The organism is Arthrobacter sp. zg-Y877 (assembly GCF_030373105.1).
Lineage (GTDB): Bacteria > Actinomycetota > Actinomycetes > Actinomycetales > Micrococcaceae > Arthrobacter_B.
Genome location: NZ_JAUCPU010000002.1, coordinates 394,687 through 408,858, shown reverse-complemented (window position 1 = coordinate 408,858; position 14,172 = coordinate 394,687). Strand labels below are relative to the sequence as shown.

Sequence of the window (14,172 nt, the reverse complement as noted above, 5' to 3'; positions counted from 1 at the left end):
CACCCCTGCCGGACGCGTAAGGCGCCCCGGCGGGGGAGGGCTGCACGATCCACTGATTCACCACTGAACTCCTGGCGGACCCAACCCGGTCCGCCGGGAGTTCAGTTCCGTTTAAGGCAACTACCGCGCTCCGTACGCCGTTAACGCAGTACGGGCCGCGAGCGGCTAGACTCTGTTTCTGTCACAAGTCCGCATTGGACTTTCCAAACCTCAGGAGGACGCTTGCTTAGCGCTATTGGCCGGGCTTTCCGGACGCCGGATCTGCGACGCAAGCTGTTGTTTACGCTGGGAATCATCACTATCTTCCGCATGGGTGCTTTTATCCCGGCCCCGGGTGTTGACTACGGCAATGTGCAGCAGTGCTTGAATCTGGGTGCCACCTCGGGTGGTATCTACCAGTTCGTCAATCTTTTCAGCGGCGGTGCGCTGCTGCAGGTCTCCATCTTTGCCCTCGGCATCATGCCGTACATCACCGCCAGCATCATTGTTCAGCTGCTGCGCGTCGTGATCCCCCACTTCCAGGCCCTCTATGACGAAGGCCAGCAGGGGCAGTCCAAGCTGACCCAGTACACGCGGTACCTCACCATCGCGCTGGGCCTGCTTAACGCAACCACCGTCGTTTCCCTGGCCCGCTCGGGTGCACTCTTCAACAACCAGTGCACCCTGCCGGTCATCCCGGACGACAACCTGGTCACCATCCTCCTCCTGATCGTCACCCTGACCGCCGGTACCGGCGTCATCATGTGGATGGGCGAACTCGTGACGGAGAAGGGCGTGGGCAACGGCATGTCGCTGCTGATCTTCACCTCGATCGCCGCATCCTTCCCCAGCGCACTCGGTGCCATCCTCAGCGCCCAGGGCTGGACCATCTTCCTGGCCGTGATCGCCGTCGGCGTCCTGACGGTTGCCCTGGTCATCTTCGTGGAACAGTCGCAGCGCCGCATCCCGGTGCAGTACGCCAAGCGGATGATCGGCCGGCGGACCGTCGGCGGCACGAACACCTACATTCCCATCAAGGTGAATATGGCCGGCGTGATCCCCGTGATCTTCGCGTCCTCCATGCTCTACCTGCCGAGCCTGCTGGCGCAGTTCAATACGCCCAGCGAAGGAACGCCTCCGGGCTGGGTGGTATGGATCAACAACTACCTCGTCAGCGGCGACCACCCGCTGTACATGCTGGTGTACTTCCTGCTGATCGTCTTCTTCACGTACTTCTACGTCTCCATCACGTTCAACCCGGACGAAGTCTCGGAGAACATGAAGAAATACGGCGGCTTCATCCCGGGCATCCGGGCAGGCCGCCCCACCGCCGAATACCTGCAGTACGTGCTCTCCCGGATCACGCTGCCCGGCGCCCTGTACCTGGGCTTTGTCGCCCTGATCCCGCTGATTGCTCTGGTGTTGGTTGGAGCTAACCAGAACTTCCCGTTCGGCGGAACGTCAATCCTCATCATGGTTGGTGTGGGACTGGAAACGGTTAAACAAATTGACGCGCAGCTCCAGCAACGTCACTACGAAGGGTTATTGCGATGACAAGAATGCTCATTATCGGGCCTCCCGGCGCCGGTAAAGGAACTCAGGCTGCTCGGATTTCCGACCGCCTCGGTGTCACGGCAATATCGACCGGCGACATTTTCCGCACGAACGTCAAGGGCGGAACACCCCTGGGCGTAGAGGCCAAGAAGTACATCGACGCCGGCAACTTCGTTCCGGACAGCGTCACCAACGCCATGGTCCGCACCCGGCTGGCCGACGGCGACGTCGAGCCCGGCTTCCTCCTGGACGGCTACCCGCGCACCGTGGCGCAGGTCGAGGAGCTGGACGACATCCTCGCCGGCAACGGCCAGAAGCTCGACGCAGTGCTGCTGCTGACCGCCGACGACGACGAGCTGGTTGCCCGTCTGCTGCGCCGTGCCGAGGTTGAAGGCCGCAGCGACGACAACGAAGACGTTATCCGGCACCGCCTGGACCTCTACAAGAAGCAGACGTCCGACGTCGTGGCCCGCTACGAGGACCGCGGAATCGTGACGCGGGTGGACGGCCTCGGTGCCATCGATGAAGTCACCGAGCGCGTTATGGAAGCCTTGAAGGACCTGCGCTAAGAAGTCCCGGCGCTGCAAGTTATCCGCTAGAAAAAGTTAGAAGACTCATGTTCGGCCAACCCCGAATCGAATACAAAACCAACGAGCAGATGCGCATCATGCGCGACGCCGGCCTGGTATTGATCTCCGCTCTCGACGCAGCCGTCAAGGCCGCCGACGTGGGAGTCAGCACCCGGGAAATCGACGCGGTGTTTGCCCGGGTGCTCAAGGAAGCGGGAGCCACCTCCAACTTCCTGGGGTACTACGACTACCCGGCCATGGTCTGCACGTCAGTGAATGAGGAAGTTGTCCACGGCATCCCGGGGGACCGGGTCCTGCAGGACGGCGACATCATCTCCATTGACGGCGGGGCCGTGGTGAACGGCTGGCACTCGGACTCGGCGCGCACCGTCATTGTGGGCACCCCCGACCCCGAGGACCAGCGCCTGTCCGACGTCACCGAGAACGCCATGTGGCACGGCATCGCCGCCGCCGCGAAGGGCAAGTTCGTAGGTGACATCGGCGAGGCGGTGGATGACTACGTCAGCAGCGTCCCGGGCAAGCGCCTGGGCATCCTGGAGGATTACGTCGGCCACGGTATCGGCAGCGAAATGCACCAGGCACCGGATGTGCTGAACTACCGGACCGGACACCGCGGCCCCAAGCTGCGTCCGGGGCTGTGCCTGGCCATCGAACCGATGCTGGTGCGCGGCAAGATCCTCACCCGCACGCTCGATGACGACTGGACGGTTGTCACTGAAGACGGCAGCCGGTCCAGCCAGTGGGAGCATTCCGTTGCGATCCATGAAAAGGGGATCTGGGTGCTCACATCGCCCGACGGCGGCGCCTCCCGGCTCGAACCGCTGGGCGTCACACCGGTTCCGATTCCGTAGGAATCCGCCGCAGCTGTATCCGCAGGCGGATACAGCATGCGGATACAGCAGGATAAACAGTCAGGCCCCGTTCCCACCCAGGAGCGGGGCCTGACTGTTTATGCGGGGCAGATGCGGGACGGGCCCCGCCCAGCCCGTGGACAAACAGGCTCTGGGAACAACGCGGGATGCCACGGGGAACACCCTTCCGGCGTTTGCCGCGGCGGCGGCTGCCGGAGCCGCGGGCCCGCGGATGCGTGCCGACGGGCCGGCAGTGTATCCGTGGACGCTGGACCGCCCGGCGCAGTGGTCGGCGGCTGCGGATGCGGGGGCGGACGGGATTATCACCAACCGCACCGGGGCGTTGACGGAGTGGGGAAACACCCGCGGCAGGAACTGGACAGCGCGGGCGATTTAACTTATGGGGGGTCTTCCCGTAGAGTTATCTGTTGGTTGTCTCTACATTCGTGCCCGGATTGACCGCTTTCGATGCCTTGTGTGCCGAAGCGGTTGGCCCGGCAGGTGGAGCTGCCACATTCGAAAAACCGTTTCCGGTGATCTGCCGGGGACACAGACGTTAGCGGAGGATATGGCCAAGAAAGACGGCGTCATTGAGATCGAGGGCTCGGTAAACGAAGCCCTGCCCAACGCGATGTTCCGCGTTGAGCTGGCCAACGGCCACATTGTGCTCGCACACATCTCGGGAAAGATGCGTCAACACTACATTCGCATCCTCCCAGGAGACCGCGTTGTGGTGGAACTTAGCCCGTACGACCTCACCCGGGGTCGCATCGTCTACCGCTACAAATAAACCGCTGCAAAGACGGACAGCGTACCGGCACTGCCGGTGTGCCGGCCGTTCAAGCTCAACCCTGCAACCACGCAAAGGAAAACCATGAAGGTCCAGCCGAGCGTCAAGCAGATCTGCGATAAGTGCAAGGTGATTCGCCGTAACGGTCGAGTCATGGTGATCTGCGAGAACCCGCGCCACAAGCAGCGCCAGGGCTAATCAGCCTTTCTGCTCCGGAGTCCGCAAGGGCAACGGTAAGAGGGCCCCTGATTCAGGGATCAGCCCACGCGTAGTTAATTCAATATGGCAGTGCAGCGTCTATACGCGTGACGCATACCCCCGGTACGGAGGCCGGGGACCTGGCAACAGGGACGCACTGCTTCAGACCTCCGGTAATAACCAAAGGAGAACCGCCGATATGGCACGTCTCGCTGGCGTTGACATTCCCCGCGAAAAGCGGGTAGTGATTGCGCTTACCTACATCTACGGCGTGGGCAAGACCCGTGCAGAGCAGACCCTTGTAGAGACCGGCATCAGCCCGGAAACTCGCGTCAAGGACCTCACGGATGCTGAACTCGTTCAGCTGCGTGACTACATCGAGGGCAACTTCAAGGTTGAGGGTGACCTCCGCCGTGAGGTGGCCGCCGACATCCGCCGCAAGGTCGAAATCGGCAGCTACCAGGGCATCCGGCACCGCCGCGGCATGCCCGTCCACGGACAGCGCACGAAGACCAACGCTCGTACCCGCAAGGGCCCGAAGCGCACCGTTGCCGGTAAGAAGAAGGCCGGCCGCTAAATAAGCGGTCTTTCGGCCACGGCCCGAATCCGGGCCACCTAAACCAAACTCTTTGTAGGAGAAGTAATGCCCCCCAAGACTCGTGGAGCGGTCCGCAAGCCGCGTCGCAAGGATAAGAAGAATATCGCGCTCGGCCAGGCGCATATCAAGAGCACTTTTAACAACACCATCGTGTCCATCACGGACCCGTCCGGTGCTGTTATCTCATGGGCTTCCGCCGGTGAGGTTGGCTTCAAGGGCTCCCGTAAGTCCACCCCGTTCGCTGCTCAGATGGCTGCTGAAGCTGCCGCTAAGCGCGCACAGGAGCACGGCGTCCGCAAGGTCGACGTCTTCGTGAAGGGTCCGGGCTCCGGCCGCGAAACCGCTATCCGCTCGCTCCAGGCCACCGGCCTGGAGGTTGGCTCCATTTCGGATGTCACCCCGAGCGCGCACAACGGTTGCCGTCCCCCGAAGCGCCGCCGCGTATAAGCAGCACTGCGGTTCCGGGTTTCCTCCGGCGGGCACGGCCACTTTCCGAAGTGGCCTGCCCGCCGCAGGTCCCCGGTCCCGGGCTGGCTGTTAGCCGTCCAAGACGCCCGCGGAAGACCCGTCGTCGTCGTTTCCACCATTTGTGTTGCGTCATATAGCGGATGCTCGCTGAAAGGAAATGCAAGTGCTCATTGCACAGCGCCCCACCCTCACTGAAGAAGTCGTAGCCGACAACCGCTCACGGTTCATCATTGAACCCCTGGAGCCCGGTTTCGGGTACACCCTTGGTAACTCCCTCCGTCGTACCCTGCTGTCCTCCATCCCCGGTGCCGCTGTAACCAGCATCCGGCTCGAAGGCGTGCTGCACGAGTTCACGACGGTTCCCGGCGTCAAGGAAGATGTCACCGAGATCATCCTGAACGTCAAGAACCTCTCGGTTTCCTCCGAGCACGACGAACCCGTTGTGGCTTACCTGCGCAAGCAGGGCCCCGGCGTGGTTACGGCTGCGGACATCGCTCCGCCGGCCGGCGTGGAGTTCCACAACCCCGACCTGCACATTGCCACGCTGAACTCGAAGGGCAAGTTCGAACTCGAACTGACCATCGAGCGCGGCCGCGGCTATGTGTCGGCCAGCCAGAACAAGTCCGGTGACCAGGAGATCGGCCGCATCCCGGTCGACTCCATCTACTCGCCGGTCCTGAAGGTGACCTTCCGCGTGGAGGCCACCCGCGTTGAGCAGCGCACCGACTTCGACCGCCTGATTGTCGACGTCGAAACCAAGGATGCCATTGCACCGCGCGACGCCGTCGCCTCTGCCGGTACCACCCTGGTTGAACTGTTCGGCCTGGCACGTGAACTCAACACCGCCGCTGAAGGTATCGAAATCGGTCCGAGCCCCACGGATGCCGCACTGGCAGCCGATATGGCACTGCCGATCGAAGACCTCGAGCTGACCGTGCGTTCGTACAACTGCCTCAAGCGTGAAGGCATCCACACTGTGGGTGAACTCGTAGCCCGCTCCGAGGCTGACCTGATGGACATCCGCAACTTTGGTGCGAAGTCCATCGACGAGGTGAAGGCAAAGCTGGTTGAACTGGGTCTGTCCCTGAAGGATTCCCCTCCCGGGTTCGATCTGGCCGCCCGTGCCGCAGCTATTGAAGAGGACGAGTCCGAGTATTCGGACGACGAGCTCTAACTGAAGCAAATTCTTGCCGTCGGGCTTATGAAGCACCGCACGGCACCGTTTGAGGAGAAAATGTAATGCCTACACCCACCAAGGGTAAGCGCCTCGGAGGCAGCCCGGCACACCAGCGCCTGATGCTGGCCAACCTTGCCGCGCAGCTGTTCGAGCACAAGCAGATCACCACCACGGTGACCAAGGCCAAGCGTCTGCGTCCCTACGCAGAACGCCTGATCACGTTCGCAAAGCGCGGGGACCTGTCCTCCCGCCGCCGCGTCCTGGCCCTGATCTCCGACAAGGGCATCGTCCACGAGCTCTTCACCGACATTGCTCCGGCAGTCGAGAAGCGCGACGGCGGTTACACCCGTATCACCAAGATCGGCAACCGCAAGGGCGACAACGCTCCCATGGCCGTCATTGAACTGGTACTGGAACCCCTTTCGGCCAAGCAGTCGGTTGTTGCTGAAGCCAGCACCGCCGCAGCCGCCGCAGCTCCGGCTCCGGCCGTCGAGTCTGCTGACTCCGCAGAATCTGCCGATTCCGCTGAGTCCGCCGATTCCGCTGATTCCGCTGAGTCTGCCGACTCCGCTGAAGAGGCACCCGAAGCAGTCGTAGAGACCGAAGAGAAGAAGTAATTCTTCGCTGACGTCCCGGTGCCCTTAATATGGGTGCTATGACTATTGAAAGGCCCGCCGTCCCCGAAATGGACGGCGGGCCTTTCCGCGTCCGGATGGACCTCGCGTATGACGGGGCCCCCTTCTCCGGCTGGGCCGCCCAGCCTGGCCTGCGGACCATCCAGGGCCTGGTGGAGGACGCCCTGGAAGTCCTGCTGCGCCGCCACGTCCGGTTGACCGTGGCGGGCAGGACCGACGCCGGCGTGCACGCCCGGGGACAGGTGGTGCACTTCGACCTCACCGAAGCCGAATGGCATGAACTGGCCCGGGGACGGGACCTTGACCCGGGGGTGTCCCTGCGGCGCAGGCTGCACGGGGTGCTGAACAAGGAACTGACGATGCCGGCACGGCAGGCCGGCCTCCAGCGGCGTGCCATTGACGCTTTGGGCGGTGCCGTGGAAGTTCTGTCGGCCGCCCCCGCCCCGGCAGGCTTCGACGCCCGTTTCTCGGCACTGTGGCGGCGCTACAGCTACCGCATCTGCGACCTGCCGGAGAGCCGGGACCCGTTGTCGCGGCACACCACCCTCTGGTTCAAAGCACCCCTGGACGTCGACCGGATGAACGAAGCCGCCGCGGGAGTCCTCGGGATCCGGGACTTCCTGTCGTTCTGCAAACCGCGGACAGGCTCCACCACCACGCGCGAACTCCTGGAGTTCGACTTCCGCCGGGGAGCCGACGGGATCGTCACCACGCACATCCAGGCAGATGCTTTCTGTCACAATATGGTCCGGTCGCTGGTGGGCGGTTCCCTGCTGGTCGGCGCGGGGGAGCGGAGGCCCCAGTGGCTGGCCGAACGCCTGATTGCCCGGGTCCGGGACTCGAAATCGCTCCTGGCGCCGCCCCACCCGCTGGTGCTGGAAGAGGTCCGCTACCCGGCGGACGCCCACCTGGCACTCAGGGCCGAGCTGACCCGGGCGCAGCGCAAATAGCGCATCCCGGCGTTTGGGTCGTAAAATGGGGGCAAATCCCATATCCCGGCGCCCGGCAGCTTTTGACCAGACTACGTAAGCAGGCTATTGTTTATAGTCGTTGTGCGTGTCCTACCTCGATAGGCCTATGCCCACGGGAGCGGCTCAGTTGCAGAGCCACCTGGCCCCGGGGAAATAGCCGAGATATCAGGACCACTGGTTAATTCAGTCCTCACCTGACCATCCGGTAACGCATAGAGAAGCTGCACTGTCCATGGCATCCATGGGCGGCGCGCCACCTAAGAAGAAGAAACGAAGGCAAACACCGTGCGTACGTACACCCCGAAGCCCGGCGACATCAACCGCCAGTGGCACGTCATTGACGCCACCGACGTTGTCCTAGGCCGTCTTGCCAGCCAGACCGCAACACTGCTGCGCGGAAAGCACAAGCCGACCTTTGCTCCCCACATGGACATGGGCGATTTCGTCATCATCATCAACGCCGAGAAGGTTGCCCTCACCGGCGCCAAGCTCGAACAGAAGCGTGCCTACCGCCACTCGGGTTACCCGGGCGGTCTGTCCTCCGTCAACTACGCCGAACTGCTGGAGCAGAACCCGGTACGTGCAGTTGAGAAGGCCATCCGCGGCATGCTGCCCAAGAACTCCCTGGCTGCTGACCAGATCAGCAAGCTGAAGGTCTACCGCGGTGCCGAGCACCCGCATGCCGCTCAGCAGCCCAAGACCTACGAAATCAACCAGGTCGCCCAGTAGTTCTGGCCCGCCAACTAAGAAATTAATTCAAGGAGAATCGTGGCTCAGAACACTGAAGAGCTGAATGAAAACACCGAGGAGCTTTCGAGCTACACCTCGGAATCCTCTGACTCGGTTCAGGCCGATGTCAAGGAACGCCCCGCCCTGACCGTCCCCGGTTCCGCCGTGGGTCGCCGCAAGCAGGCTATTGCCCGCGTGCGCCTTGTTCCGGGTACCGGCAAGTGGATCGTCAACGACCGCGAGCTCGAGGATTACTTCCCGAACAAGCTGCACCAGCAGGAAGTCAACGAGCCGTTCAAGCTTCTTGACCTCGAAGGCGCCTACGACGTCATCGCACGCATCCACGGCGGCGGCCCCTCCGGCCAGGCCGGCGCGCTGCGTCTGGGTGTTGCCCGCTCGCTGAACGAGATCGACCGCGAGAACAACCGCCCCGCCCTGAAGAAGGCAGGCTTCCTGACTCGTGACGCCCGCGTCATCGAGCGTAAGAAGGCCGGTCTCAAGAAGGCCCGTAAGGCACCGCAGTACTCCAAGCGCTAATTCAGCGCTTCCCTTCGTGCAGTCGCTGGAGCGACCGCACGAAGGGTCCCTCGCGCTGAATTGGCGCTTGGCTCCACAAGCGCCGCCCATCGGGGTTTGTGAACAAGAGCCGGTTCGGTGCCGGGGTTTGATCAAAAGGCAGTCGCTACGGCGGCTGCCTTTTGGCGTTTAAGTGCTGCCGCCACGTTGGGTTCACCACACCCGCGGCGGTATTTACCCGCCAACCGCGTACTTTGCTCTTTGCCGTTTCGGCGGCAGGGGCCCGGCGGTGGCAGAATGGGCCAGTAAGTTGCCCGTGGGCGGCTCCCGCCGTGGCTAGAACCTGCTTGAGGATTCGTAATGACTAGATTGTTTGGAACGGACGGCGTCCGTGGGCTGGCTAACGGGCTGATTACCGCCGAAGTGGCCCTCGGGCTCGCCCAAGCCGCTGCTGTCGTGCTGGGCCACCGCCGCGTTGAACAGGGCCGCCGTCCGGTGGCCGTTGTGGCGCGTGACCCGCGCATCAGCGGTGATTTCATTTCCGCTGCCATGGAAGCCGGCCTTGCGAGCTCCGGCGTGGACGTGTACGACGCCGGTGTCCTCCCGACCCCGGCCGCAGCATTCCTGGTCGCCGACCTCGGTGCCGATTTCGGCGTCGTTATCTCCGCTTCCCACAACGCGGCCCCCGACAACGGCATCAAGTTCCTGGCCCGCGGTGGGCAGAAGCTGGATGACGCCGTCGAGGACGCCATCGAAGCAGAGATGGCGCTTCCCAGCATGCGTCCCACCGGAAGCGAGGTGGGGCGGATCCACCGCTTCGCCGACGCCGAGGACCGCTACGTGGTCCACCTGCTGCAGACCCTCCCGAACCGGATTGAGGGCCTGAAGGTTGTCCTGGACTGCGCGCACGGGGCGGCCAGCGGCTGCTCGCCCCAGGTCTTTGCCGACGCAGGCGCAGAGGTGGTGGTCATCGGTGCGGAGCCGGACGGCATCAACATCAATGACGGCTACGGATCCACACACCTGGAGCAGCTGCAGGCGGCAGTCGTGGCACACGGCGCCGATCTGGGCATTGCGCACGACGGCGACGCGGACCGCTGCCTGGCCGTGGACCATGAGGGCGCGGTCGTCGACGGCGACCAGATCATGGCGATCATGGCCGTGGCCATGAAGGAAGCCGGCAAGCTGAAGGACGATGCCCTGGTGGCAACTGTCATGAGCAACCTCGGCCTGAAGCTCGCCCTCCGCGACGCAGGCATCCAGGTGATCGAAACCGGTGTGGGGGACCGCTACGTGCTCGAAGGGATGCGCGGCGGCGGCTACAGCCTCGGCGGGGAGCAGTCCGGGCATGTGATCTTCTCCGAGTACGCAACCACCGGAGACGGAGTCCTCACCGGCCTGCAGCTTGCCGCGCAGGTGGCACGGACCGGAAAGAGCCTCAAAGAGCTCGCCGGCGTGATGCAGAAGCTTCCGCAGGTGCTCATTAACGTCAAGGGGGTGGACCGGTCCGCCGTCCACTCGAATGAGACGGTCCAGCGTGCGGTCGAGCAGGCAGGACAGGCCCTGGGCGAAACCGGCCGGGTACTGCTGCGCCCCTCGGGAACCGAACCGGTGGTCCGGGTCATGGTGGAGGCAGCGGACATGGAGACCGCCGCTGAAACGGCCCGCCGCCTCGCGGAAACGGTCGAGCTTAACCTGGCGCTCAGCGCCGACGCCGGCGCAGCAGTCTAGCGGGGAACCTGGCCGGCGCTTCGGTCAGGTCTTCCGCAGCAGCATCCGCCGCACGGAGTGGTCCGCGTCCTTGGTGAGCACCAACTGGGCGCGGCCCCTCGTGGGCCGGACATTGGTGGTGAGGTTCGGCTCGTTGATCCGCTTCCAGATGTCCAGCGCGGTGGCCCGTGCTTCTTCGTCCGTGAGGTCTGCGTAGCGGTGGAAGTACGACGCCGGATCGGCGAAGGCCCCGGTGCGCAGCGACTGGAAACGCTGGACATACCATTCCTCGATGTAGGAGGTCCGGGCATCCACGTAAATGGAGAAGTCAAAGAAATCGCTCAGTGCGAGGCCGGTGCGTCCGTCCGCACGAATCCGCGCCGGAGCCAGGACGTTCAAGCCCTCAACGATGAGCACGTCGGGACGGCGGACCACCACCTCTTCACCCGGCACGATGTCGTACGTCAGGTGTGAATACTTTGGCGCCCGCACTTCCTCGGCGCCGCTCTTGACCTCGCTCACAAAGCGCAGCAGCCGGCGCCGGTCATAGGATTCCGGAAAACCCTTGCGCTGCATCAGGCCGCGGCGTTCCAGTTCGGCGTTGGGGTACAGGAAACCGTCCGTCGTGATCAGTTCCACGTTTGGGGTTTCCGGCCACCGGCGCAGCATCTCCCGCAGGACGCGGGCAGTGGTGGACTTGCCTACCGCCACGGAACCGGCCACTCCGATGACGAACGGCGTGCGGGTGGTCTTCTCACCGAGGAACGTGGTGGTGGCGCTGTGCAGCCGGCCGGCCGCAGCCACATAGAGGTTAAGCAGCCGCGAGAGCGGGAGGTAGACCTCCCGGATTTCTTCGAGGTTCAGCTGGTCGCCAAGGCCACGCAGCCGCAGGATGTCCTCCTGGTTCAGGGGAGAACGGATCTCGTGTGACAGACGCGACCAGGTTTTCCGGTCCAGTTCGACAAAGGGGGTAAAACTGCTCTCGGGCGGGTTTGCCGCGGAGGACTTTACATGGCGTTCGGTCACGTAAGGAATTCTGCCCTGAACAGCAGGCAAACCCAAACGGCCCGACCGGCCCGCACGCGCTGCGGCTTCGCGCCCGCCCCGGTGCTTTCGGCAACCGGTGCGCGGCCCGGTACGCTTAGTGCTATGTGTGGAATTATTGGATATGCGGGCCGTCCGGACGCCGGTGCAGGAATCAATGCGCGGGGCCATGGTGCCCTTGACGTAGTGATGGAAGGCCTCCGGCGGCTGGAATACCGCGGCTACGACTCCGCAGGTGTCGCCGTTCTCACTCCCCTCGGCGTCGAGTACCGGAAGAAGTCCGGCAAGCTGGCCAACCTGGTGGCTGAACTGGAGTCGTCACCGCTGACTCCGGCCACCACCGGCATCGGACACACCCGCTGGGCGACCCACGGCGGCCCCACGGACGAAAACGCCCACCCGCATCTCGCGGACAACGGCCGTCTGGCCGTGATCCACAACGGCATCATCGAGAACTTCGCCGAACTCAAGGCCGAACTGCTGGCCGCGGGCGCCGTGTTTGTCTCCGAAACCGACACCGAGGTGGCCGCTGCGCTTCTGGCGTCGATCTACCGCGGCGAAGGCGCAGGGGACCTTGCGCGGTCCATGCAGCTCGCCTGCCAACAGCTTGAGGGTGCGTTCACCCTGCTGGCCGTCCACATGGATTCCCCCGGAACAGTGGTTGCCGCCCGGCGTAACTCCCCGCTCGTCGTCGGGCTGGGCGAGGGCGAGAACTTCCTCGGCTCGGACGTGTCCGGCTTCATCGACTTCACCCGCCGCGCCGTCGAACTGGGACAGGACCAGGTAGTGACCATCACTCCCGACTCCGTCCAGATCACGGACTTCTTCGGAGAACCGGCCGAAGGCACCGAGTTCCACGTGAACTGGGACGCCGCCGCAGCCGAAAAGGGCGGCTACGACTCCTTCATGGAGAAGGAAATCAACGACCAGCCGCAGGCCGTGGGCGACACCCTCCTGGGCCGGTCCGACGTTGACGGACGCCTCACCCTCGACGAGCTGCGTGTCAGCCCCGAGGAGCTGAAGAACGTCAACAAGATCATGGTGCTGGCCTGCGGCACCTCCGCGTATGCCGGCCAGGTCGCCAAGTACGCCATCGAGCACTGGTGCCGGCTGCCGGTCGAGGTGGAGCTCAGCCACGAGTTCCGGTACCGGGATCCGATTGTGGACTCGAATACACTGATTGTCGCCATCTCCCAGTCCGGGGAAACCATGGACACCCTGATGGCCGTCCGCTATGCCAAGGAGCAGGGCGCGAAGGTCCTGGCCATCTGCAACACCAACGGCTCCACGATCCCGCGGGAATCGGATGCCGTGCTGTACACACACGCAGGACCGGAGATCGCCGTGGCCTCCACCAAGGCCTTCCTGGCACAGATCACCGCCGCCTACCTCCTGGGCCTCTACCTGGCACAGATCCGCGGCAACAAGTTCCAGGGCGAGATCAAGGACATCCTCGCGGACCTGGCAAAGGTGCCGGACAAGATCCAGCAGGTGCTGGATAACTCCGAGCAGATCAAGGAGCTGGCCCAGTTGATGGCCAACACCCGCTCCGTCCTGTTCCTGGGCCGCCATGTGGGCTTCCCGGTAGCCATGGAAGGCGCACTGAAGCTGAAGGAACTGGCCTACATCCATGCTGAAGGATTCGCCGCAGGCGAGCTCAAGCACGGCCCGATCGCCCTGATCGAGGAAGGCCAGCCGGTCTTCGTGGTGGTTCCGTCGCCGCGCGGCCGCGATTCCCTGCACGCGAAGGTGGTCTCCAACATCCAGGAGATCCGCGCCCGCGGCGCCAAGACCATCGTGATCGCCGAAGAGGGCGACGACGCCGTCAAGGCCTACGCGGAACACATCTTCTACGTGCCGGAAACCCCGCCGCTGCTGGCGCCGCTGCTCACGACCGTGCCGCTGCAGATCTTTGCCTGCGAGCTGGCGACGGCCAAGGGCTTCGACGTCGACCAGCCGCGCAACCTGGCCAAGTCCGTCACAGTGGAATAAGGAGCATTACCGGTGATTATCGGAATCGGCGTCGACGTAGTGGACGTGCCGCGGTTCGGCCGTCAGCTGGAGCGCACGCCCGGTCTGCGGGCGCGGCTCTTCGCCCCGGCGGAACGTGAGCTGAACCTGCGCTCCCTTGCCGCGCGGTTCGCGGCAAAGGAAGCCGTGGCCAAGGCGCTCGGCGCCCCGGCCGGCATGAACTGGCAGCACTGCGAGGTCCTGCTGGATTCGGCCGGAGCGCCGCAGCTGAAGATCGACGGCACTGTCGCCGCCGTCGCCGAGGGCAAGGGCGTGCAGACCTGGCATCTGTCACTGAGCCATGACGGGGACATGGCTACGGCAATGGTCATCGCCGAAGGCTAGGACCGGG

At 64.0% G+C, this 14,172-nt stretch carries 17 protein-coding genes; 16 read left to right on the top strand and 1 reads right to left on the bottom strand.

What is annotated here, in order from left to right; translation table 11 throughout:
* Positions 1 to 222 precede the first annotated feature (222 nt).
* The 14 genes from secY (at position 223) to glmM (ending at position 10,787) form a co-directional block, all read left to right on the top strand.
* Positions 223 to 1,533, top strand: coding sequence for a preprotein translocase subunit SecY (gene secY, locus QNO03_RS05965; RefSeq protein ID WP_229947305.1), 1,311 nt, complete (start codon positions 223 to 225; stop codon positions 1,531 to 1,533).
* On the top strand, positions 1,530 to 2,102 hold the full coding sequence (locus QNO03_RS05960; RefSeq protein WP_229947307.1) for an adenylate kinase: 573 nt from the start codon (positions 1,530 to 1,532) through the stop codon (positions 2,100 to 2,102). The genes secY and QNO03_RS05960 overlap by 4 nt, the downstream gene beginning before the upstream one ends.
* Positions 2,103 to 2,149: 47 nt before the next feature.
* Complete coding sequence (map, locus tag QNO03_RS05955; protein ID WP_289602506.1) at positions 2,150 to 2,974, top strand: type I methionyl aminopeptidase; 825 nt, start codon at positions 2,150 to 2,152, stop codon at positions 2,972 to 2,974.
* Positions 2,975 to 3,110: 136 nt separating this feature from the next.
* Positions 3,111 to 3,371 carry a glycerophosphodiester phosphodiesterase family protein gene (locus QNO03_RS05950; protein WP_289602504.1) on the top strand — a complete coding sequence of 87 codons (261 nt, stop codon included), beginning with the start codon at positions 3,111 to 3,113 and terminating at the stop codon, positions 3,369 to 3,371.
* A gap of 171 nt (positions 3,372 to 3,542) precedes the next feature.
* Positions 3,543 to 3,764, top strand: coding sequence for a translation initiation factor IF-1 (gene infA, locus QNO03_RS05945; RefSeq protein ID WP_055239372.1), 222 nt, complete (start codon positions 3,543 to 3,545; stop codon positions 3,762 to 3,764).
* An 84-nt stretch (positions 3,765 to 3,848) separates the two neighbouring features.
* Entirely contained in the window at positions 3,849 to 3,962 is a 114-nt protein-coding gene (rpmJ, locus tag QNO03_RS05940) for a 50S ribosomal protein L36 (RefSeq protein ID WP_012397712.1), read from the top strand.
* A 199-nt stretch (positions 3,963 to 4,161) separates the two neighbouring features.
* Positions 4,162 to 4,539, top strand: coding sequence for a 30S ribosomal protein S13 (gene rpsM / locus QNO03_RS05935; RefSeq protein ID WP_227903828.1), 378 nt, complete (start codon positions 4,162 to 4,164; stop codon positions 4,537 to 4,539).
* Positions 4,540 to 4,605: 66 nt separating this feature from the next.
* A complete protein-coding gene (gene rpsK, locus QNO03_RS05930; protein WP_104052715.1) occupies positions 4,606 to 5,007 on the top strand; it encodes a 30S ribosomal protein S11 in 402 nt (133 codons plus the stop codon).
* Positions 5,008 to 5,191: 184 nt separating this feature from the next.
* On the top strand, positions 5,192 to 6,202 hold the full coding sequence (locus QNO03_RS05925; RefSeq protein ID WP_229947310.1) for a DNA-directed RNA polymerase subunit alpha: 1,011 nt from the start codon (positions 5,192 to 5,194) through the stop codon (positions 6,200 to 6,202).
* 65 nt (positions 6,203 to 6,267) lie between these two features.
* The gene (gene rplQ / locus QNO03_RS05920) at positions 6,268 to 6,822 is read left to right on the top strand and encodes a 50S ribosomal protein L17 (RefSeq protein WP_229947311.1); all 555 of its coding nucleotides are present in this window, start codon (positions 6,268 to 6,270) and stop codon (positions 6,820 to 6,822) included.
* A 38-nt stretch (positions 6,823 to 6,860) separates the two neighbouring features.
* Positions 6,861 to 7,790: a tRNA pseudouridine synthase A gene (locus QNO03_RS05915; protein ID WP_229947312.1), complete on the top strand. Its 930-nt coding sequence runs from the start codon at positions 6,861 to 6,863 to the stop codon at positions 7,788 to 7,790.
* 306 nt (positions 7,791 to 8,096) lie between these two features.
* Positions 8,097 to 8,540, top strand: a complete 444-nt coding sequence (gene rplM, locus QNO03_RS05910) for a 50S ribosomal protein L13 (protein WP_227918698.1) — start codon at positions 8,097 to 8,099, stop codon at positions 8,538 to 8,540.
* A gap of 39 nt (positions 8,541 to 8,579) precedes the next feature.
* On the top strand, positions 8,580 to 9,077 hold the full coding sequence (rpsI, locus tag QNO03_RS05905) for a 30S ribosomal protein S9 (RefSeq protein ID WP_227918696.1): 498 nt from the start codon (positions 8,580 to 8,582) through the stop codon (positions 9,075 to 9,077).
* A gap of 339 nt (positions 9,078 to 9,416) precedes the next feature.
* The gene (glmM, locus tag QNO03_RS05900; RefSeq protein WP_289602491.1) at positions 9,417 to 10,787 is read left to right on the top strand and encodes a phosphoglucosamine mutase; all 1,371 of its coding nucleotides are present in this window, start codon (positions 9,417 to 9,419) and stop codon (positions 10,785 to 10,787) included.
* Between the two features lie 24 nt (positions 10,788 to 10,811).
* Here the strand turns inward: glmM and coaA are convergent, their stop codons facing one another.
* Positions 10,812 to 11,792 (bottom strand): type I pantothenate kinase, encoded by a 981-nt coding sequence (coaA, locus tag QNO03_RS05895; protein WP_289602490.1) that lies wholly within the window; start codon positions 11,790 to 11,792, stop codon positions 10,812 to 10,814.
* 123 nt (positions 11,793 to 11,915) lie between these two features.
* On the opposite strand from coaA, the gene glmS reads away from it, so the two are divergent.
* Together glmS and QNO03_RS05885 are read left to right on the top strand one after the other, a co-directional pair.
* Entirely contained in the window at positions 11,916 to 13,802 is a 1,887-nt protein-coding gene (gene glmS, locus QNO03_RS05890; protein ID WP_289602488.1) for a glutamine--fructose-6-phosphate transaminase (isomerizing), read from the top strand.
* A gap of 12 nt (positions 13,803 to 13,814) precedes the next feature.
* Positions 13,815 to 14,165 (top strand): holo-ACP synthase, encoded by a 351-nt coding sequence (locus QNO03_RS05885; protein ID WP_229947321.1) that lies wholly within the window; start codon positions 13,815 to 13,817, stop codon positions 14,163 to 14,165.
* Positions 14,166 to 14,172: the final 7 nt, after the last annotated feature.

Bases quoted from the DNA above. Each gene is read 5' to 3' on its own strand.
- QNO03_RS05960 (WP_229947307.1), top strand. From the start codon at position 1,530: ATGACAAGAATGCTCATTATCGGGCCTCCCGGCGCCGGTAAAGGAACT.
- map (WP_289602506.1), top strand. From the start codon at position 2,150: ATGTTCGGCCAACCCCGAATCGAATACAAAACCAACGAGCAGATGCGC.
- infA (WP_055239372.1), top strand. From the start codon at position 3,543: ATGGCCAAGAAAGACGGCGTCATTGAGATCGAGGGCTCGGTAAACGAA.
- rpmJ (WP_012397712.1), top strand. From the start codon at position 3,849: ATGAAGGTCCAGCCGAGCGTCAAGCAGATCTGCGATAAGTGCAAGGTG.
- rpsM (WP_227903828.1), top strand. From the start codon at position 4,162: ATGGCACGTCTCGCTGGCGTTGACATTCCCCGCGAAAAGCGGGTAGTG.
- rpsK (WP_104052715.1), top strand. From the start codon at position 4,606: ATGCCCCCCAAGACTCGTGGAGCGGTCCGCAAGCCGCGTCGCAAGGAT.
- rplQ (WP_229947311.1), top strand. From the start codon at position 6,268: ATGCCTACACCCACCAAGGGTAAGCGCCTCGGAGGCAGCCCGGCACAC.
- QNO03_RS05915 (WP_229947312.1), top strand. From the start codon at position 6,861: ATGACTATTGAAAGGCCCGCCGTCCCCGAAATGGACGGCGGGCCTTTC.
- glmM (WP_289602491.1), top strand. From the start codon at position 9,417: ATGACTAGATTGTTTGGAACGGACGGCGTCCGTGGGCTGGCTAACGGG.
- glmS (WP_289602488.1), top strand. From the start codon at position 11,916: ATGTGTGGAATTATTGGATATGCGGGCCGTCCGGACGCCGGTGCAGGA.